We start from the raw sequence: 19,033 nt of genomic DNA, 5'->3' as shown, positions 1-19,033 counted from the left end.
CGTGCCGACGTGCCTGAAGACCATCGAGCGCGGTCGCCCTCATAGAGCGAGAACGTAACCTCCGATGGAGGAGGGGATGACGAAGGAGTCCAGCCGCTGCAGTTTGCGCGTCGTGCGGTTCAATCGGTACCAGGTGTGCGTCCTGCGGTACTCGCCGCCGCCCAGCTGACGGTCCGAGCGGGCCAGGACATCGACATGGCCTGCTTTGTCCCAGCGTGCCGCCAGAGGGAATTCGCCCTTGCCGAGCCGGATGGGGACGGTGCTCTTCTTGCCGGTCGCCAAGTTGCGGAACTGGACCGCGTTGCTGAGGGAGCCACCGTCGTTGCGGCGAGTACCGGCCACGGTGACACCGTCAGGGCCGAGCGCTCCTCGCAGGTAGACCGATCGCCGCAGTTTGACCGACCACTTCCCGGTCGAGTAGAGCACCGCCGTGCGGTTGTTCCCGGCGAGCATCCGCTTCCCGTCCGGGCCGAAACTCCACGACTGGTACCCCTTGGGCAGCGTGAAGACCTTTCCGGTGACGGTGTCCGCGATGCGGTCGACCTCCCGCTCGGAGACCAGGACGCCACGCATGCTGACGAACCGGCCCTGCGGGGAAAGGGTCAACGCGTCCATCCGGAGGTCGTCGGGCCACCTCACCTTGGGAATCGGGCGTGCCCTGCCGGTGGCGGCCTGCCAGATCATCAGCACGCCATCGCGCTCCCGGAAGTACGCGACCTGCGTGCCGTCCGGGGACACGTCGACGACGCCCTGCGCCACGTACTCGCCGGCCGCCACGGTCCTGCGCGCCTCAGGTAGCGCGACGACGCGGCCGTCGCTCAACCACACCTTCCACGGCCCGCACGGACGTCGTCCGCCATCGTCCTGCCGGCACGCACCCATGCCGACATAACGGACCACCGACGTGTCGGACGCGGCCTCGACCTGGGGACCCGCCGCGACCGCGGCGGCGCCCATCACCCCGGCAAGAATCACTCGGAACAACATCCCGACATCCTTTCACAAACACCACAAAAACTACACAGTACGTTCGTGAGTTCGCCGGTATGACGGCCCTTGGCCATGGTCGCCGACTCGAATGCCGGATGACATCTCTGTGTGCACCTTCTGAGGCGGATGATTTCAGGCGGCTGCCATCAAATCCGGATGGCGGCCATCTTGCCCGAGGTGACCGACGACGTCGAGCGGCGTTAACAAACAGATATGCGGAAGAAAAAAGGCGTCGATCGCCGTTTGTGATTCTGAGCAACGGAAAGCAAACCCCCATAAGAATGGTCCACCGGGACGTTCTCGAACGGGACTCGCTCGATTCGGAGAAATGCCGGAATTTCGGGACAGCGGTATGCCCATGGGGGGAAAATGCTCAAGCGTCCTAATGTTGTCGGATTCCTGGCGATCAGCGCCGCACTGGCCGGCGGGGCCGTACCCTTGGCCGCTCCCGCCATCGCCGTATCCGCCCGGAGCACCGTCGCGAGCGGCCTCGCCCTCGATCGCGCGGCTCCCCAGAGATCGGACCCGCTGGCCACCTCACCCGCGCCGCAGGGTGATCTGACCGCTGAAGTGATGCGGGCGTACCTGCAGGACCTGGCCGACAAGAAGCAGTTCACCGGCGCGGCTCTGGTGGTACGCCACGGGGAGGTGCTGGTGCGTTTCGCCGCCGGCGAGGCCGACGAGGAGAATCACATCCCCGTCCGGCCGGACACGGTCTTCCGCGTCGCCTCGGTCACCAAGCAGTTCACCTCGATGCTCGTGCTGAAGTTGCGCGACCGTGGACTGCTCGGCCTGGACGACCCGATCTGCCCGTATCTCGTCCCGGCGTACATCGCGGCCTGCCCGAAGGCGTGGTGGCCCATCACGATCCGCGAGATCGTCACCCATACCTCCGGCATCCCCGACATCCAGGGACTGCCCGGCTTCTATGCCAAGCTCTCACAGCCGACCACGACCAGGCGGCTCATCCAGCGCTTCGTGCACGAGCCACTGGACTTCAAGCCCGGCACCAGCTGGAAGTACAGCAGCTCCGGCTACATCCTGGCCGGGGCGATCATCCAGAAGGTGACGCACAAGCCGTACGGCACCGTGCTGCACAAAATGATCGCCGGCCCGCTGGACCTCGAGCACACCGGCTACAGCAGGGGAAATCCGCCCCCCGGATACGCGAAGGGCTACTTCACGCTCGGATCGCCGGCCCCGCCCATCAGCGGCTCCCAGGCGTTCTCCGCGAGCGGCATGTACTCCAACGTCGACGACCTCGTCCGCTGGGACCGGTCGTTCGGCGCCTACCTGGTCGCGCCACCCGCCACCGTCAAGCAGGCGTTCACCCCACAGGCGCGGTGCCCCGCCAACGGCTGCCTCAACCTGCCGTCGTCCTCGTACGCCTTCGGCTGGCTCGTCGACCGGCTCGACGGGCACCGGCTCCGCTACCACCCGGGTCTTCTCCCGGGCTACGCGGCGAGCAACATGTACCTGCCCGACGACGACATCGCGGTGGTCGTGCTGAGCAACGTGGAGGACACCAACACGAACGGCATCGCCCGCCACCTCGCCACGATCGCCCTCGAGACTTACGAGTGCCTCTGTTGAGCGCGCGGCCGTCCATCGCCTCCAGGCGGCTCGCCGGACGCGGGCAACCCGGACTGAGCGTCGATGCGTCACTACGGTGACAGGCCGACGGGAAGGCCCGGGACGACTCGGTCGGCGGACGCCGGCGGACGGGAGGAAAGCGCGTGGCGGATCGGGCGCTTTATCAGGATTTCGTGCTGGCGAGATCCGACCGGCTGTTACGCACGGCCTACCTGCTGACCCACGACTGGGGCCTGGCGGAGGACCTCCTGCAGGAATCCCTGGCCAAGGCCTGGTTCGCCTGGCAGGCCGTGGAAGAGCCCGAGGCGTACGTGCGCAGGGTGCTGGTGACCACGTACACCTCGTGGTGGCGCAGGCGGTGGCGGCGGGAGGTGCCTCGCGACGACCTTCCCGACACACCTGCCGCGGAGCACTCGGGCGGCCTCGCCGAGCGTGAGGCGCTCTGGCGGGCCGTGGGACGGCTGCCCGCCAGGCAGCGTGCCGTGGTGGTGCTGCGGTTCTACGAGGACCTGCCGGTGGCCGAGGTGGCCCGGCTGATGGGCTGCGAGACCGGCACCGTCAAGAGCCAGACTTCGAAGGCGCTGGCCAAGCTGCGCGTGGACGAGTCGATCGCGAAGGAGTTGCACCGTTGACCGTACAAGATCTCCAGAACGCGCTGCGCTCCCACGGCGAGGCCCCCGTCCCCGCCAACCCCGCCCGCCACGATCAGGTCCAGGCGCGCATCCGCAGGATTCGCCGGCGCAGGCACGCGGCCGTCGCGGGCGCGGCGGCCGCGGCGTTGAGCGCGGCCGCGGTGCTGGGCTTCGTCTCACTGTCGGGCCAGGCCCAGCGGGACCAGGACGCGGTGGCCGTCGCACAGCGGTCGAGCGGGGTGCCGGCTCAGAAGTCCGGTCCTCCGGAGCACACGGCACTTCCACGGACCTTCACCTCCGCGGACGGCACCGAGTACCGGCGCCTGGCCGTGACCGCCATCGCGAAGACCGGCGCGAAGAAGGCCACCGTGACGGTGCCGGTCACCGGGAAGCCGCTGGACATCGCGGCGGTCTGCTCCGGGGGGCGCAGGTCGAGCATGGGTGTGCTGGTCCGCATCAATGGCCGGGCTGGAGGGCAGGGCCCTCTGCCATGCGCGACGGGGAGACAACTCGTGCCGCTGGCCGTGCCCGCGGGCGCCGGTGAGCGGATCACCGTCACCTTCGAACTGGTCAAGCGTCTGTCGGGGTGCGTGATCGTGGCGGGCTCCTGCGTGCAGCCGGACGATGCGCGCGTCCGCTGGTCCCTGGCCGTGTACGAGTGGACGCCGCCCGAGCACCCGGTCGAGCCGCAGGCGCCGCGCGGCCTCCCCAAGCCCCCGAAGGGATACAGTCCGGCCGATTCCCGGACCGGCACCTGGCCGCGCGACAGGTCACTGACATTCGACGTGCTCGGCGACGGGAAACCGATCGGCGTCCACCACGTCTGCACCGGCGACGTGGCTTCGCGGCTGTCGTTCGAGATCGAGCTGAACGGCCGTTTCGCCTCGCGGGGCGGGTGCGGCGCGTGGACGGACAAGTCGTCTTCCCTGACACTGGCCGAGTTCCGCGTACCGAAGGGCAAGAAGGCGACCATCACGGTGAACCTCACCATGCGCCCCGAGGCGCCGAACCGCCCGGTCCGATGGTCCGTCGGCCTCTGGCACCGCCAGTAGTCGCGCACGCGCTTTCCGGGCGAGCGCGCGGTCCGAAACCGGCCGCGAACCCGCCCGGAAGCCTTATTCGCCCCCGCGCGGGAGCCGGAGCTCGAACGCGGCGCCCGAGTCGGACGGCAGGGCGCGGGCGTGCCCATGGTGGGCGGCCGCGACGGCCGCGACGATGGCGAGCCCCAGGCCGGTGCCCGAGCGGCGGGTGGGGTCGGCGCGGTAGAAACGCTCGAACGCGCGCGCCGCCTGCACGGCGCTCAGCCCCGGACCCTCGTCGCGCACCTCGACGACCGCGTCGTCGCCCTCCGCCCGGGCGGTCACCGTCGCCGCCGTGCCCGCAGGGGTGTGCGTGCGCACATTGGCCAGCAGGTTGTCCAGGGCCTGGCGCAGGCGCGTGCGGTCGCCGCGGATGACGACGGGGCCGGCCGCCTGGAGGGTCACAGAACGGCCGAGGTCCACGGCCGCGGAGGCGGCGACGGCCTCGGCGGCGAGATCGGCGAGATCGACCGGCTCGCGTTCGAGCGGGCGCCGCTCGTCGAGGCTGGCCAGCAGGAGGAGCTCGTGCACGAGGATGCCCATGTGCTCGGCCTCGGCCTCGATCCTGGCCAAGGTCTTGGCCAGGTCACCGGGACGGTCCGCGGCGCCGCGGCGGAACAGCTCCGCGTACCCCCGTATGGAGGCCACGGGCGTGCGCAGCTCGTGCGAGGCGTCGGCGATGAAGCGGCGCAGCCGTTCCTCCGAGGCGGCGCGCTCTCGGAAGGCGGCCTCGATCTGGCCGAGCATCGCGTTCAGTGCCAGCCCGAGCCTGCCCGCCTCGGTGTGCGGCTCGGCCGGCTCGACCCGCCGGGTGAGATCGCCGCCGCCGATGGCCTGGGCGGTCGCGGCGATGGCGTCCAGAGGGCGCAGCGCGTGGCGGATCGCTCGAAAGGCGACAAACGCGAGCACGCAGAGCACGAGCAGCGTGATGGCCGCGAAGACGCCGGTCAGCCGCTTGGTGATGGCGTCGTACTCGGTCGTGCGGATCCCGCTGACCAGGATCCGGCCGTCCGGGAGCCAGGAGTAGCGCAGCCACCACTGGTCCTCGCTCGCGAAAGGGCCGCCCAGGTCGGGGGCGGCGTCCTCGCGTACGTAGACGGCCCCGTCCGGGTCGGCGGCGGTCGGGCGGCGGGGCGAGATGGCGCCGGTGCGCACGTCGGCTGAGAGAACGGTCCTGATCACGTCGCCGCGAGCGTCGCGCACCTGGAGGAAGGACGGAGTCGCCGCGGCGGAGAACAACCGGGCCGTCTCCTCATCCGGCGAGCGGTCCTCGGCGAGGAGCGGAGTGACGGCCGCGGCGAAGCGGCCGAGCTGGCCGCGAGCGCGCTCCGCGCCGGCGTCTCTGGTGATGCCCCAGGTCACCAGCGGCACGCCGACGAGCCCTGCCGTCAGCAGGGCGAGCACGGTGAGGGTCAGGCGCGCCCGCAGCGACCGCACGCGGATCACGACCGCGGCGGGCGCAGTACGTAGCCGACGCGCGGGACGGTGTGAACGAGCGGCGGGTCGCCGATCTTCCTGCGCAGGTAGCTCACGTACGTGTGGACGAGGCCCTCGCTGCCGCCGCTCTCGGACGCCCAGACGTGGTCGAGTATCTGCTGTTTGGTGAGCACCCGGCCGGCATTGGCCAGCAGGTAGCGCAGCAGTGCGTACTCCTTCGGACTCAGCTCGATCAGGCGGCCCTCGCGGCGTACCTCACGGGGGCCGTCGTCGATCTCCAGGCCCGCGTAGGAGAGCCGGTCGGCGGACATCGTGCGGCGCAGGACGACATGGGTCCGCGCGATCAGCTCCTCCAGACTGAACGGCTTGGTCAGATAGTCGTCCCCACCCGACCTGAGACCGGCGATCTTGTCCTCGGTGCGGCCCATCGCGGTCAGGAAGATGATCGGGAACCGATGGCCCAGCCGCCGCAGCCGCCGGCAGGTGTCCAGCCCGGAGCCGTCGGGCAGTCTGATGTCCAGGACGAGCAGGTCCGGCGGGTATCCGGCCACCCGGGAGACCGCCTCGCTCCCCGACCCCGCGGCCTCCGCTTCGAAGCCCTCATAACGCATGGCCATCACCACGAGGTCGGCGAGATGGGGGTCGTCGTCCACGACGAGGATGCGCGCGCTCATCAGGCCAGTCTGCCGTGGAGTTCTCAAGGAACTCTGTCACAGAGGAACTGAAGAGCGCGCTGCTGCACTGGGCGCATGAATCATCTAGGTGACCGGTTCACCGCGCGACTCGGACGGTTCGTGCTGCGGCACAAGCTCGTGGTGGTCCTGGCCTGGCTGGCGGTCGCGGTAGCGGGAGTGTTCGCGACCGTCGCCATGGGCGACCGGCTGACGGAGGACTTCGCCCAGCCCGGGCAACCCGGGTACGAGGCCAACCAGGCCATGCACCGGCTCTACGGGACCGGCGGCGACGACCCGCCTCTCGTCGTCGTCGTCACGTTGCCGGCGGGCAGCACAGCGGCCGGGCAGCGCGCGGAGATCGGCGAACTGTTCTCGGCCGCCGTCTCGGCCATGGGCGTGCGCGTCGTGTCGTACGCCGACACCGCCGACCCGCGATTCGTCGGCGACGACGGGCGGACCACGTACGGGCTGGTGTTCACCGAACCCACGCGCGGCATGAACGCCGATCTGAGCGAGCCTCTCAGGAAGGCGTTACAGCCGGCGTTGATGCCGGGCGCGACGCTGCGCGTCACCGGCATGGAGGCCCTGGCCGAAGCCGAGGCGAAGGGCCTCGACGTGCTCGCCGAGACGCTCATCGGCGGGCTGGGGGCGCTGATCGTGCTCGGATTCGTGTTCGGCTCGGTGCTCGCGCTGGTGCCCGTCCTGGTGGCGGCCGTGTCGATCCCCGTCACCTTCCTGGCGGTGTACGGCCTGACCGGCGTGACGGACGTGCACACGATCGTGCGGTTCATCGTCGCCCTGGTAGGGCTGGGCGTGGCCATCGACTACTCGCTGCTGCTCATCACCCGCTGGCGGGAGGAGCGCGCGCTCGGGTACGAAGGCGAGGCGGCCGTCGAGCACGCCATGGCGACGGCGGGCCGCTCCGTGGTGGTCAGCGGGGCCACCGTGGGCATCGGCCTGCTGGCCATGGTGGTCATCCCGGTGCCGTTTCTGCGCAGCGTCGGGTACGGCGGCATCATGGTGCCGCTCGTCAGCGTGGCGGCCGTACTGACCTTGCTGCCGGTCCTGCTGGCCAAGGGCGGGCCGCGTCTCGACTGGCCCCGCCGCCGGCTCCCCGCCGAGTCCGGCCGGTGGTCGGCCTGGGCACGGGGCGTGGTGCGGTTCCGCTGGGCCGGGCTGGCCGCGTCCGGCGCGCTGCTCGCGGCGCTCGGCTGGGCGGCGTTCTCGCTTCAGCTCGGCCAGCCGGTGAGCGACTCCCTGCCCCGAACCGGACCCGCCTACGAGGGGCTGTCCGAGCTGCGGCGGGCGGGCGTTCCCTCCGGGGTGCTCACCCCGCTCGACGTGATCCTTCCCCCTGGCGTCGATCCCGCCGCGCAGGCGGCGCGCCTGGCGGAGCTGCCCGGCGTGCGCACGGCGGTGGCCCCGCACGGCCGGCGGAGCGGCGGAACGTCGCTGATCACGGTCGTCCCCTCGGACGAGACGGGCACGGAGGCGGGCCGGGCCACGATCGCCCGGGTCCGCGCGGCGGTGCCCGCGGGCTCCCAGGTCTCGGGCGAGGGACCGCAGAGCCTCGACTTCGTGGCCGCGGTCTACGGAGGCTTCCCCGCCATGCTCGCGCTCATCTCCGTCCTGACGTTCCTGCTGCTCGTGCGGGCCTTCCGCTCGCTGTTGCTGGCGGTCAAGGCGATCGTGCTCAACTTGCTCTCGCTCGGTGCCACCATGGGCGCGGTGGTGCTCGTCTGGCAGTACGGCTATGGCTCCGAGCCGATCTGGGGGCTGGCCGGCACGGGCTCCATCTCCGAGTTCATCCCCGTCATGATCTTCGCGTTCCTGTACGGGCTGTCGATGGACTACGAGGTGTTCATCCTGGCCAGGATGCGGGAGGCGTACGACCGGACCGGCTCCACCGACGAGGCGGTCGTCAAGGGCCTGGGGCGGACCGGACGGCTCGTCACCAGCGCGGCGCTGATCCTGTTCCTGGCGTTCGGCTCGCTGGCGGCGGCCCCGCAGCCGGAGATCAAGATGTTCGCGACGGGGCTCGGGCTGGGCGTGCTGCTGGACGCGACCGTGATCAGGGCGCTGCTGCTGCCGGCGTTCGTCGCCGTGATGGGCCGATGGAACTGGTGGCTGCCCGGCTGGCTGGCCTCGCTCGTGCGGGTGCCCGCCGGCCGGCCGGCCATTCCACTACCAGTCGGTGCGCCCGGGCCGCGGCCTGAGTCCGATCCCGCAGGTCAAGGCCGACGGATCCACGAGTAGTCCGGCGGCGCCAGTTCGAGAGCATCCACCAGCGTCCTGGTGGCGGAGCCTGGCGCTTCGGAGGGCACGTGAGGAGCCGGCGCGCCATGACCGTTCTCCGGATCTGGTCGGCGCCCTCGCCGATTCGAGTGATCTCCGATGCGTGATCAGGCCACCTGCGAAAACAGCTCGATCACGGGGATGATCGGCGGTTACGCTTGCGAGCGTCTCGCGTCACTATGCACCGCTTCGGGTACTCCCACGGAACGGCGACGGACAGGACGGAAACTTGGAGGCTTCCGTGGCGATGCCCAGGAAGGGCTCACGGCACATCAGCGTCGACGGCACCGCCTTCCGCTGGCGGATCCGGCACAAGCCCACCTACTGCCAGGGCAACGGCTGGAGTCCCCTCACCGTCACTGTTGAACGGACCGAGGAGCCGGGGCGTGTGCTCGTGGTGTCACTTCCCTGCGCTCGGCCGGACAACTGGCTCGGAGAACGGACGATCGCGGTCCGCCCCGTCCTCGTCGCCGGATGCATCCGGCGAGCCGTCGAACAGGGATGGAACCCCGGGCGACCGGGCTCGGCGTTCACCCTCACCGTCACCGAGGACGAACTGGCCGTACTCCTGGGCGAACCGCCTCAGTACCTGATCCCCTTCCTCTGGGGCATGATCCCCGAAGGCGGAGGCATCAAGGACCTCCCCCGATGCACCGAAATCTGGAGCCGGCACAAGCAGGACCCCGACCAGGCGCCTTCCGATCCATAGGGAAGGGCAAGGGTTTCATGGGTGAGCGATCGCGCTGCTCAGGTGGTGGACGCAGTGCGGTGATGTGCGATCGCGCACGGCGGCGTTGCTGTACGGACTGCCGTACTGACCGGCCATGTCGGAGTCACGTTCCGCAGAGTGATCCGCGAAACGCCCCCGCCTCGCACGTCGAGGCGGGGGCTCGCCATGCCGTCCCTATTCCGGCTCCACGTTGTCGTATTGAAGCTCCAAATGCGAATGGTAGCCACCAGATTCGGCTGACGGAATCTCGTTGGCCGCAATTCCTTCGGATTGATCCCCGCGTCCGACCGGCCAGACGCGCACGGCTCGGAACCGGTAGCCGTCTTGCGGGAACTCCTCCCAAGTAAAGCGGACCGACTGGCCTACCGTCAGGTTCCGCGGGGGCTTCATGACAATGTGCGAGAAGTGCACCCAGACCTCGCCGGGGAGGTCATCGGAAGTGATCACTCCTAGACCGTCGATGTCATGCCACTCCGCGACAATTCCAATTGTAGCGTCGCGCTCGTCATCATGTGTCATCCAACTCCTACGCTGTCGTATTCGTCAACCGCACATACATGCGGAATGCGGTCCACTCCGAAGCCATGCATCGCAGGGGCTCGCACGAGGGGTTCTTGGAGTCGCGTATGGCCTTGGCGTCGTCAGGCAGGTCGGCGATCTCGACGCAGTCGTTTCCGCGGCGCTGTGGGAGGACTTGCGCCAGGTGGCGGTGGAGAGGTCGTGGGCGTAGAGGTCGGGCGTGGGGTCGGTCACGTCGTCTTGCCTTCCTCCATGCGGGTGATCAGGCCCACGGAGTCGTCCACCGGTAGTGCGGCGGCCACGATCCGGTCGAACGCGTCGGCGAAGGTCTTCACCTCTGCGACATTTTCAACATATGAGGCGCCGATCAGGTTTTCCAGCAGTACGACGTCAGGCATGGCGCCAGGAAAGCCGACCAGGCTGAACCCGCCTGCGCTTCCCGGATGCGGGGTCGCGTCCAAGGGCATGATCTGCACCGTGATGGTGGGCAGCTCCGCGACCTCCCTGAGTCTCCGAAGCTGATCGCGCATGGTGTCCGGTCGTACCGCGAATCGCTGCCGCAGGACGGCTTCCGAGATGACCGCCCACATCGTCAGCGGCCCGCCGGGACGGGTGAGCACGGCCTGACGCGCCATACGGACTTCAGCGAGGGCGGCGATCTCCTCAGGAGTACGGGTCATGGTGATGCCGGCGATGGTCTCGCGGGCGTACGCGGCGGTCCGCATCAGGCCCGGGATGAGCAGTGGGGCGAAGACTCGAATGCCGGCGCTGTCTGACTCCAGGGAGATGCAGTCGGCATAGGCCGGCGCGACGATCCCGCTGTAGGTCTGCCACCAGCCGCGCTTGCCCGCGTCTTTGGCCAGTCCTTCGAGCGCGTCGAAGATCTCTGGGGCGGTCACGCCGTACGCCGTGAGCAGGGCGGCGACTTCAGCCGGGCGGATGTGAGCGTCGCAAGGTGGTCGGTCAAGTCCGCCGGCGGAAGAAAGGGTACGCCTCTGGTCGGCCCCTTTGATCCGTGGACACGGACCAGTGGACGAGCATCCAGCCGGAGGCTTCAATGGCCTCAATCATCTCCGCCCAACCAGAGACCGAGCCTGTGAAGTCGTGATGAAACGCCGGGGTGTTCAGGCGGGGTGTGAACACCCATCGCCCCTCCTCCAGAGCCCGATGCGCCTCCTGCTTGAGAGCGTCGATCTTCGCGTTCTTGATGAAACCCATCTACGTCCCCTCCCATGCCCACGCTAACGTGAATGCAAAGTGGGACGCCTGAGGGGCAGTTACGGTTCACCCTGCGTGACGGCGGCCATCGCGTAGACACTGTCGTCGTTGGGTCGACGACGGAGGCTCGTCGACGTAAGCCGCAAGCACTGCGTAAAGGTATCGCCACAGAGGGGAATGGGCGTGGCGTTCCCACGTGTGCGCCGAAACGACCTCTGCTATACGGGACGCAATTCGGGGCGAAAGCCGCACAAGCCAACCTGGACGCATGTGAAGCCGACGCTCGCAGCCCTTCGACTGCTGATCAGGGGGCTACTTGAGGAGTTGGCGGGCCATGACCATGCGTTGGATCTGGTTGGTGCCCTCGTAGATTTGGGTGATCTTGGCGTCGCGCATCATGCGTTCGACGGGGTAGTCGCGGGTGTAGCCGTAGCCGCCGAGGAGTTGGACGGCGTCGGTGGTGATCTCCATGGCGGCGTCGGAGGCGGCGCACTTGGCGGCGCTTCCGAAGAAGGTCAGGTCGGGCACCTTCTCGCCGTGCATGGCGGCCTCGGACTTGGCGGCGGCTGCGTAGGTGAGCTGCCGGGCGGCCTCCAGCTTCATGGCCATGTCGGCGATCATGAACTGGAGCCCCTGGAACTCGGCGATGGGCTTGCCGAACTGCTTGCGCTCCTTGACGTACCCGATGGCGTAGTCGAGCGCGCCCTGGGCGATGCCGAGGGCCTGCGCGGCGATGGTGATGCGGGTGTGGTCGAGCGTGGCGAGGGCCGTCTTGAAGCCGGTGCCCTCCTCGCCGATCATGCGGTCGGCCGGGATGCGCGCGTTCTCGAAGATGACCTGGCGGGTCGGTGAACCCTTGATGCCGAGCTTCTTCTCCTTGGCGCCGAAGGACACCCCTTCGTCGGACTTCTCCACGACGAACGCCGAGATGCCCCGCGCCCCGGCGTCCGGGTCGGTCACCGCCATGACCGTGTAGAACTCCGACACGCCGGCGTTGGTGATCCACATCTTGGTGCCGTTGAGCACGTAGTGGTCGCCGTCCCGGACGGCCCTGGTCTTCATCGCCGCGGCGTCGGATCCGGCCTCGGGCTCGGACAGGGCGTAGGAGAACATTCCCTCGCCGCGCGCGACCTGGCTCAGGTACCGCTGCTTGAGCTCCTCGGAGGCCGACAGCAGCAGCGGCACGGTGCCGAGCTTGTTGACCGCCGGGATCAAGGATGAGGAGGCGCAGGCGCGCGCGACCTCCTCGATGACGATCACGACCGCGAGCGCGTCCGCGCCGGCCCCGCCATACTGCTCGGGGATGTGCACCGCGTGCAGGTCGGCGGAGACGAGGGCCTTGTAGGCGTCCCACGGGAACTCGCCGGCCTCGTCGACCGTGGCGGCGTGCGGGGCGATCTTCTCGTCGGCGAGGGCCCGGACGGTCTCGCGCAGCATCACGTGCTCTTCGCCGGGCGCGTAGAGAGGGAAGCTCATGGACAAATACTAGGACGTCCAACAATACGAAGTCCTACTCAGGGGTATACCAGAGGCACCCCTCCGGCGAAATGTCCGGTTTGTACTGTTGCGGGGGGCGGGGGGGCCGGTAACATGCCTCGGCAACGTAACGGTAAAGATTGGGTCGACAGCGGTACATGGAGGGAGCACGCTCGTGTCCTATCGCCTGACGGTCCTCGGGACCGGATACCTGGGTGCCACGCACGCGGCGTGCATGGCCGCACTGGGCTTCGAAGTGGTCGGCCTGGACGTGGACCCGGACAAGGTCGCCCGCCTTCAGGCAGGGGAGCTCCCCATCCACGAACCCGGCCTGCAGGACCTGCTGCAACAGGGGCTCGCGTCCGGGCGGCTGCGCTTCACCACCTCCTACCAGGAGGCCGCCGAGTTCGGCGACGTCCACTTCATCTGCGTGGGCACGCCCCAGAAGAAGGGCGAGTACGCCGCCGACGTCTCCTATCTCGACGCGGTGGTCGAGTCGCTGGCGCCACACCTGACCCGCGACTGCCTGGTGGTCGGCAAGTCCACCGTGCCGGTCGGCACCGCCCAGCGCCTCGCCGACAAGCTCGTCCGGCTGTCGCCCGCCGGGGAGGCCGTCGAGCTCACCTGGAACCCCGAGTTTCTGCGCGAAGGCTTCGCCGTCCAGGACACCATGCACCCTGACCGCATCGTGCTCGGCGTCGTCTCCGAAAAGGCCGAAAAGGTGATGCGGGAGGTGTACGAGTCGATGCTGGCGGACGGCACGCCTCTGATCATCACCGACTACCCGACCGCCGAGCTGGTCAAGGTCGCGGCCAACGCCTTCCTGGCCACCAAGATCTCCTTCATCAACGCGATGGCCGAGGTCTGCGAGGCCGCGCACGCCGACGTCAAGGACCTGTCGCTGGCGCTGTCGTTCGACGAGCGCATCGGGGGCCGGTTCCTCAATCCCGGCCTCGGCTTCGGCGGCGGCTGCCTGCCCAAGGACATCAGGGCCTTCATGGCCCGCGCGGGCGAGCTGGGCGCCGACCAGGCGCTCACGTTCCTGCGCGAGGTGGACGCCATCAACATGCGCCGCCGGGCCCGCATGGTGGACCTGGCCCGCGGGCTGGTGGGCGGTTCCTTCCGGGGGTGCACGGTCGCGGTGCTCGGCGCGGCCTTCAAGCCGAACTCCGACGACATCCGCGACTCGCCCGCGCTGGACGTCGCCGTGAAGATCCGCGAGCAGGGCGGCCAGGTCACGGTGTACGACCCGGTCGCGCTGGAGAACGCGCGCCGGGCGCACCCGGCCCTCGCGTTCGGCTCCTCGGCGCTGGAGGCCGCGAAGGACGCGCACGTCGTGCTGCTGCTGACCGAGTGGCAGGAGTTCATCGACCTCGACCCCGAGGAGCTCGGCGGGGTGGTGGCCACCCGCAAGATCGTGGACGGCCGCAACGCCCTGGACGCCGAGACCTGGCGCGCCGCCGGCTGGCACTACCGCGCCCTCGGCCGTCCGTAGGTCGCCGCGGGCGCGTCGCCAGGCCGCACGCGCGGACGGCCTGGCGTCATGCCGGCGGCCGTCACGTCGCCCACCGGACGACGTGACGGCAACCGCCCACCGGCCGACGTGACGGCGGCGGGCTAGCCGTCGCTCGCCGCGAGGGTCGCGGCCTCGGCGCGCAGGCGTTCGCCCTTGGCGTGGGCCTGGTCCCTGAGCGACGACTGGAACGCCAGCATCTTCGCGCGCAGGTCCTCGTCGGCGGCGGCGAGGATGCGCACCGCGAGCAGCCCCGCGTTGCGGGCGCCGCCGATCGCCACGGTGGCCACCGGCACGCCGGCGGGCATCTGCACGATGGACAGCAGAGAGTCCATGCCGTCCAGGTACTTCAGCGGGACCGGGACGCCGATCACCGGCAGCGGGGTCACCGACGCCAGCATGCCCGGCAGGTGGGCGGCCCCGCCCGCGCCGGCGATGAGGACCTTCAGCCCGCGCCCGGCCGCCCGCTCGCCGTAGGAGATCATCTCGTGGGGCATGCGGTGGGCGGAGACCACGTCGGCCTCGAACGGGACGCCGAACTCGCCGAGCGCCTCGGCGGCGAGCCGCATCACCGGCCAGTCGGAGTCGCTGCCCATCACGATGCCGACCTGGGGATCGCCGGCCATCAGACGTACTCTCCCGTCGCGAGGTGCACGGCGGCATGGCGGGCGCGGGCGCGCACCTCGCCGAGGTCGGTGCCGAGCGCGGTGACGTGCCCGATCTTGCGGCCGGGCCGCACCTCCTTGCCGTAGAAGTGGATCTTCACGCCGGGGTCGTGCGCCATCACGTGCTCATACCGGCCGAAGATGCCGGGATCGGCGCCGCCGAGCACGTTGGCCATGACGACGACGGGCGCCGCCGGGGCCGGCGAGCCGAGCGGCAGGTCGAGCACGGCCCGCAGGTGCTGTTCGAACTGCGAGGTGCGGGCGCCCTCGATGGTCCAGTGGCCGCTGTTGTGCGGCCGCATGGCCAGCTCGTTGACCACGACCTTGCCGCCGGGGAGCTGGAACATCTCGACGGCGAGCAGGCCGGTCACACCCAGCTCGTTGGCGATCTTCAAGGCGATGTGCTGGGCCTGGGCGGCGTGCTCGGGGTCCAGGCCGGGCGCCGGCGCGATGACCTCGACGCAGATGCCGTCCTGCTGGACGGTCTCGACGACGGGGTAGCTGACGCCCTGCCCGTGCGGAGAGCGCGCCACCAGCACGGCCAGCTCGCGCTCGAACGGCACGAACGCCTCGGCCATCACCTCGGTGCCGCTGGCGAGCACCGCCGCGACCTCCTCGGGCGAGGAGCACACCCACACGCCCCGGCCGTCGTAGCCGCCGCGCACCGCCTTGAGCACGACCGGCCAGCCGTGCTCCTTGCCGAAGCCTTCCAGGTCGCCGGCGGAGGAGACCTTCGCCCAGGGTGGGCAGGGGACGCCGATCGCGGTGAGGCGCTCGCGCATCACCGCCTTGTCCTGCGCGTGCACCAGGGCCTCCGCCCCGGGACGCACGGCGTACCCGGCGGCGGCGAGGGCCCCGATGTGGCCGGTCGGCACGTGCTCGTGGTCGAAGGTGATCGCGTCGCAGCCCTCGGCGAACGCGCGCAGAGCGGCGAGGTCGCGGTAGTCGCCGAGCCGGGTGTCGGCGATCACCCGCGACGCGCTCTCGTCGAAGGAGTTCGCCAGGACGCGCAGTTCGACGCCCAGCGCGATGGCGGCCTGCTGGGTCATCCGCGCGAGCTGTCCCGCGCCCACCATGCCGACGACAGGCCCTATGTGAGGGGTTTCCCTCCTGGTCACAACACTGGTCACAAGCCCAAACCCTATCCGCGCCGTCCGGCTGCCCCGCTGCCGCCCATGCCCGCCGCGGCCGGGAGGGTCAGCGGGTGATGTCGGCGAGCCCTCGGGACATGGCCACGGTCGTCAGCCTCCCGTCGGGCGCGACCTTGGTGGCGAGCGAGACGACCTCGGTGACGTGGATGACGGCGCGGTCGGCTCCGCCGGTGAACGCGCGCAGGGCGTCCGCGCCGAACAGCGGGTGGGTCAGCCTGCGGGAGCGCGCCTTCTGCGTGTAGATGATCTTTATGGCGTGGAAGACCAGCGCGCCGCCGCCTTCCACGCCGAGCGCCCTGGTGTCCTCCGGCACGAGCTGGACGTCGTAGCTCAGCCGGTCGGGCCGCACCGTGGCCGGCTTCTTGACCAGCTCGGTCAGCAGGTTCCTCATCGGGTCCCCGGAGACGAACCGCACGCCGGTGAGCCCGAAGCGGTCGGACAGGAACGCCAGGTGCTTCTGCGGGACGAGCCTGGCGCGCAGCCCGTCCTCGGGGTCCTCGGTGGGGACGGCGCGGGTGACCTCGTCGGCGTCGAGGCCGGGCTCGCGCCCGGCCAGCCGCACCGGGCCGTACGCCAGCCGCCAGCGGTCCTCCTCGTAGGCGAACACGAAGTAGGACGGCTGCGGCTTGCGCGCCAGGGCGACGAACCAGGGCCGCTCAACGGCACGGTCGGGCAGGAAGTAGTCGACGTCGCCGTAGGCCACGGGCGCGGGAACCGGGCGGCCGTTCCGGGTGGCCTCGCAGGCCCGGCCGCCCAGTTCGCTCGCGGCGGAGGTGGTCAGGAACAGGACTTTGGCGCAGTCGCGTTTCCTGCGCGCCTCGTCGAGTTCCTTGAGCAGCTCGAACGCCGTGGCGGCCTCGCTCTCTTGGACCGTGCGCGCGGAGGCGGTGTCGGCCACGGGTTCCGGTGTCGGAGAAGCCTCGCCTCCGTTCACCGCGCCGCAGCCGGTCAGCAGGGCGACGCTGATTCCCAAAGCGACCAGTCGGCGCAGCACGCTGCGAGCCACCTCTCCATGGCGCACCTTCGCGATCTGCGGCGCAGCCTAGCGCACCACCTCGGTTACTAGCCGTGAAAGTGCCGATATTTCAACAAATAGTGTTAATGGTCGACTTGACCGAGGCGGCGCGGGGCAGTCGGCACACCGGTAACCTGAAGAGGCTCCCGGACACCTAGGAAGGACCGTTGTGCAGTTCATCCGTCGTCTGTATGACCAGTTCTCCTCTCTCCTCCGAGAGCTCGCCAAGTTCGGCATCGTCGGCGCCGTCGCCTTCATCGTCGACTGGGGAACCACCAACCTCCTGCGGTACGGCGTCCCCTTGGGCCCGCTGACCTCCAAGACCCTGGCCACGGTGCTCGCCGCCACCCTGGCCTATCTGGCCAACCGCTACTGGACCTGGCGCCACCGCGAGCAGACCGGCCTGGCCAGGGAGTATTTCCTGTTCTTCGTGCTCAACGGCATCGGCCTGCTGATCTCTCTGCTCATCATCGGGTTCGTCGAATACACGCTCAAAATGACCGACCCGGTGAGCTACAACATCTCCTTCTTCATCGGCACCGCCCTCGGCACGCTGTTCAGGTTCTGGTCGTACAAGAAGTGGGTGTTCCTGCCGCCGGAGCTTCCTTCCGTCGACCCGCACACCGGGCTTCCCGAGGTCGAGGGGGCCGCGCCCCAGCGGAACGCCCATGAGGCCCCCGCCGGCCAGTCCCCGCCCGGCATGCCCGGCACGCCGATCCCCGGCGGCGTCAACGGCGCCGAGACCAGCGCCAACGGCAACTCTCCGGGGGTCACGCCGGTCCGCTGACGACGCGGTGGCGGGCGGTCTCGCAGGCCGGGCGCAGGAACAGCGCGAACACCGCCGGTCGCGTGCGCACCAGCTCAAGGCGGCCTCCGTCGGAGGCGGTGAGGGCACGGGCCAGCGTGAGTCCGAGCCCCGTGCCCCCGCCGCCGCTGACGTTGCGGTCGAACACGCGGGCGCGCAGATGCTCGGGGATGCCGCGGCCCTGGTCGGCGACCTCGATCACGATGGACTTGTCCGAGCTGCCCGTGGTGATCGTCACCTGGCCGCCGCCGTGCTCCAGCGAGTTCTCCAGCAGCGTCGAGACCACCTGGCTCAGCCCTCCCTTGCTGACCAGGGCGAGCAGGTCGCGGTCGCCGGCCAGGCTGAGCTTGCGCCTGGCCCGGCGGAAGGCGGGCTCCCACTCGGTGACCTGCTGGCGCAGCACCTCGTCCACCGAGATCGCCTCGGCCTGGGCGTGGCGTTGCCTGCGGGCGGCGGCGAGCAGCTCGTCGATGACCGCGGTGAGCCGCTCGGCCTGGATGATCGCCGCCTCGCCCTCATCACGGACGATGGCGGGCTGGTCGGCGGCGGCCACGATCTCCTCCAGCCGCATGGTGAGCCCGGTGAGCGGCGTGCGGAGCTGGTGGGAGGCGTCGGTGGCGAACTCCCGCTCGCGGCTCAGCAGGTCGGCGATGCGGGTCGCGCTGCGGTCGAGCACCTCGGCCACACGGTCGAGTTCGGGTATGCCGTAGCGATGCCTGCTCGGCCGGGCCTCGCCTGAGCCCAGCCGCTCCGCGATCCTCGCCAGGTCCAGGAGCGGCAGGGTGAGACGGCGTGACTGCACGACGGCGAGCGACACGGCGACGGCGAGCGCCAGCCCGGCGAGGGCCACGATGAGCATGAGCCATCCCCGGACATTACGCTCGACCTGGGCGCGGTCTCGCGTTATCCGGACATAGACCCCGCTCTCCGAGTGGGTCTCCTCGGTCATCTGCCGGCCGGACGGCGGCTCGGCTCCCACCATGACGGTCGGGCTGTTGCGGATGAAGATCTGCACGTATCTGCTGGGGTACTGCCGCTGCAGCTCGTCGGGATCGATCGGCCGATCTTCGATACGAGCGTATTCCACCTGGCTCAGCAGCAGCGTGGCCTGTGCCCGGAGCTGCTGGACCGCCTCGTCGTTGATGAGACGGGTGACCACCAGACCGAGCGGGACCCCCAGGAGCAAGACCGCGATGGCCGCGACCACCAAGGTCGAGGACAGTAACCTCCGGCGCATCTAG

19 protein-coding genes are annotated in these 19,033 nt (G+C 69.8%); 7 read left to right on the top strand and 12 right to left on the bottom strand.

The annotated features are described in order from the left end of the window. Positions 1-39: 39 nt before the first annotated feature. A complete protein-coding gene (locus tag ACFO60_RS12075; RefSeq protein ID WP_380840127.1) occupies positions 40-987 on the bottom strand; it encodes a TolB family protein in 948 nt (315 codons plus the stop codon). 372 nt (positions 988-1,359) lie between these two features. On the opposite strand from ACFO60_RS12075, the gene ACFO60_RS12070 reads away from it, so the two are divergent. The 3 genes from ACFO60_RS12070 (at position 1,360) to ACFO60_RS12060 (ending at position 4,267) form a co-directional block, all read left to right on the top strand. Further along, positions 1,360-2,583 carry a serine hydrolase domain-containing protein gene (locus tag ACFO60_RS12070; RefSeq protein ID WP_380840126.1) on the top strand — a complete coding sequence of 408 codons (1,224 nt, stop codon included), beginning with the start codon at positions 1,360-1,362 and terminating at the stop codon, positions 2,581-2,583. Between the two features lie 143 nt (positions 2,584-2,726). Then, on the top strand, positions 2,727-3,215 hold the full coding sequence (locus ACFO60_RS12065; protein WP_380840124.1) for a SigE family RNA polymerase sigma factor: 489 nt from the start codon (positions 2,727-2,729) through the stop codon (positions 3,213-3,215). Further along, positions 3,212-4,267 (top strand): hypothetical protein, encoded by a 1,056-nt coding sequence (locus tag ACFO60_RS12060; RefSeq protein ID WP_380840123.1) that lies wholly within the window; start codon positions 3,212-3,214, stop codon positions 4,265-4,267. The genes ACFO60_RS12065 and ACFO60_RS12060 overlap by 4 nt, the downstream gene beginning before the upstream one ends. 63 nt (positions 4,268-4,330) lie before the next feature. Here ACFO60_RS12060 and ACFO60_RS12055 read toward each other — a convergent pair whose 3' ends face one another. After that, positions 4,331-5,731 carry a sensor histidine kinase gene (locus ACFO60_RS12055; protein WP_380840121.1) on the bottom strand — a complete coding sequence of 467 codons (1,401 nt, stop codon included), beginning with the start codon at positions 5,729-5,731 and terminating at the stop codon, positions 4,331-4,333. Between the two features lie 5 nt (positions 5,732-5,736). After that, positions 5,737-6,405, bottom strand: coding sequence for a response regulator transcription factor (locus ACFO60_RS12050; RefSeq protein ID WP_380840120.1), 669 nt, complete (start codon positions 6,403-6,405; stop codon positions 5,737-5,739). A 75-nt stretch (positions 6,406-6,480) separates the two neighbouring features. Between ACFO60_RS12050 and ACFO60_RS12045 the strand changes: the two genes are divergently transcribed. Further along, positions 6,481-8,661 (top strand): MMPL family transporter, encoded by a 2,181-nt coding sequence (locus ACFO60_RS12045; protein ID WP_380840119.1) that lies wholly within the window; start codon positions 6,481-6,483, stop codon positions 8,659-8,661. Between the two features lie 280 nt (positions 8,662-8,941). Next, positions 8,942-9,409 (top strand): hypothetical protein, encoded by a 468-nt coding sequence (locus ACFO60_RS12040; RefSeq protein ID WP_380840118.1) that lies wholly within the window; start codon positions 8,942-8,944, stop codon positions 9,407-9,409. Positions 9,410-9,604: 195 nt separating this feature from the next. Here the strand turns inward: ACFO60_RS12040 and ACFO60_RS12035 are convergent, their stop codons facing one another. From ACFO60_RS12035 to ACFO60_RS12015, 5 genes are all read right to left on the bottom strand, one after another. Then, complete coding sequence (locus ACFO60_RS12035; protein ID WP_380840117.1) at positions 9,605-9,949, bottom strand: cold-shock protein; 345 nt, start codon at positions 9,947-9,949, stop codon at positions 9,605-9,607. A 7-nt stretch (positions 9,950-9,956) separates the two neighbouring features. Continuing rightward, positions 9,957-10,058, bottom strand: coding sequence for a DUF397 domain-containing protein (locus ACFO60_RS12030; protein WP_380840307.1), 102 nt, complete (start codon positions 10,056-10,058; stop codon positions 9,957-9,959). A 121-nt stretch (positions 10,059-10,179) separates the two neighbouring features. Continuing rightward, the gene (locus tag ACFO60_RS12025; RefSeq protein WP_380840116.1) at positions 10,180-10,848 is read right to left on the bottom strand and encodes a DUF5753 domain-containing protein; all 669 of its coding nucleotides are present in this window, start codon (positions 10,846-10,848) and stop codon (positions 10,180-10,182) included. A 64-nt stretch (positions 10,849-10,912) separates the two neighbouring features. Further along, entirely contained in the window at positions 10,913-11,167 is a 255-nt protein-coding gene (locus ACFO60_RS12020; protein ID WP_380840115.1) for a hypothetical protein, read from the bottom strand. A gap of 312 nt (positions 11,168-11,479) precedes the next feature. Further along, positions 11,480-12,643 (bottom strand): acyl-CoA dehydrogenase family protein, encoded by a 1,164-nt coding sequence (locus tag ACFO60_RS12015; protein WP_380840114.1) that lies wholly within the window; start codon positions 12,641-12,643, stop codon positions 11,480-11,482. A 175-nt stretch (positions 12,644-12,818) separates the two neighbouring features. On the opposite strand from ACFO60_RS12015, the gene ACFO60_RS12010 reads away from it, so the two are divergent. Next, positions 12,819-14,138 (top strand): UDP-glucose dehydrogenase family protein, encoded by a 1,320-nt coding sequence (locus tag ACFO60_RS12010; protein ID WP_380840112.1) that lies wholly within the window; start codon positions 12,819-12,821, stop codon positions 14,136-14,138. A gap of 122 nt (positions 14,139-14,260) precedes the next feature. Here the strand turns inward: ACFO60_RS12010 and purE are convergent, their stop codons facing one another. The 3 genes from purE to ACFO60_RS11995 form a co-directional block, all read right to left on the bottom strand. Next, the gene (purE, locus tag ACFO60_RS12005) at positions 14,261-14,782 is read right to left on the bottom strand and encodes a 5-(carboxyamino)imidazole ribonucleotide mutase (protein ID WP_380840110.1); all 522 of its coding nucleotides are present in this window, start codon (positions 14,780-14,782) and stop codon (positions 14,261-14,263) included. Continuing rightward, entirely contained in the window at positions 14,782-15,951 is a 1,170-nt protein-coding gene (locus tag ACFO60_RS12000; protein WP_380840109.1) for a 5-(carboxyamino)imidazole ribonucleotide synthase, read from the bottom strand. Before ACFO60_RS12000 ends, purE begins: the two co-directional genes overlap by 1 nt. Positions 15,952-16,018: 67 nt before the next feature. Then, positions 16,019-16,978 carry a DUF8094 domain-containing protein gene (locus tag ACFO60_RS11995; RefSeq protein ID WP_380840107.1) on the bottom strand — a complete coding sequence of 320 codons (960 nt, stop codon included), beginning with the start codon at positions 16,976-16,978 and terminating at the stop codon, positions 16,019-16,021. Between the two features lie 178 nt (positions 16,979-17,156). Here ACFO60_RS11995 and ACFO60_RS11990 point away from each other — a divergent pair, with 178 nt between their 5' ends. Further along, positions 17,157-17,774 (top strand): GtrA family protein, encoded by a 618-nt coding sequence (locus ACFO60_RS11990; RefSeq protein ID WP_380840105.1) that lies wholly within the window; start codon positions 17,157-17,159, stop codon positions 17,772-17,774. On the opposite strand, the gene ACFO60_RS11985 is transcribed toward ACFO60_RS11990, so the two are convergent. Beyond that, positions 17,758-19,029 carry an ATP-binding protein gene (locus ACFO60_RS11985; protein WP_380840103.1) on the bottom strand — a complete coding sequence of 424 codons (1,272 nt, stop codon included), beginning with the start codon at positions 19,027-19,029 and terminating at the stop codon, positions 17,758-17,760. The two genes, ACFO60_RS11990 and ACFO60_RS11985, sit on opposite strands and share 17 nt — an antisense overlap. Positions 19,030-19,033: the final 4 nt, after the last annotated feature.

It is taken from the genome of Sphaerisporangium dianthi, assembly GCF_042654065.1.
GTDB lineage: Bacteria > Actinomycetota > Actinomycetes > Streptosporangiales > Streptosporangiaceae > Sphaerisporangium > Sphaerisporangium dianthi.
The sequence above is the reverse complement of the archived record's forward strand: the minus strand, read 5'-3'. Positions and strand labels throughout refer to the sequence as shown.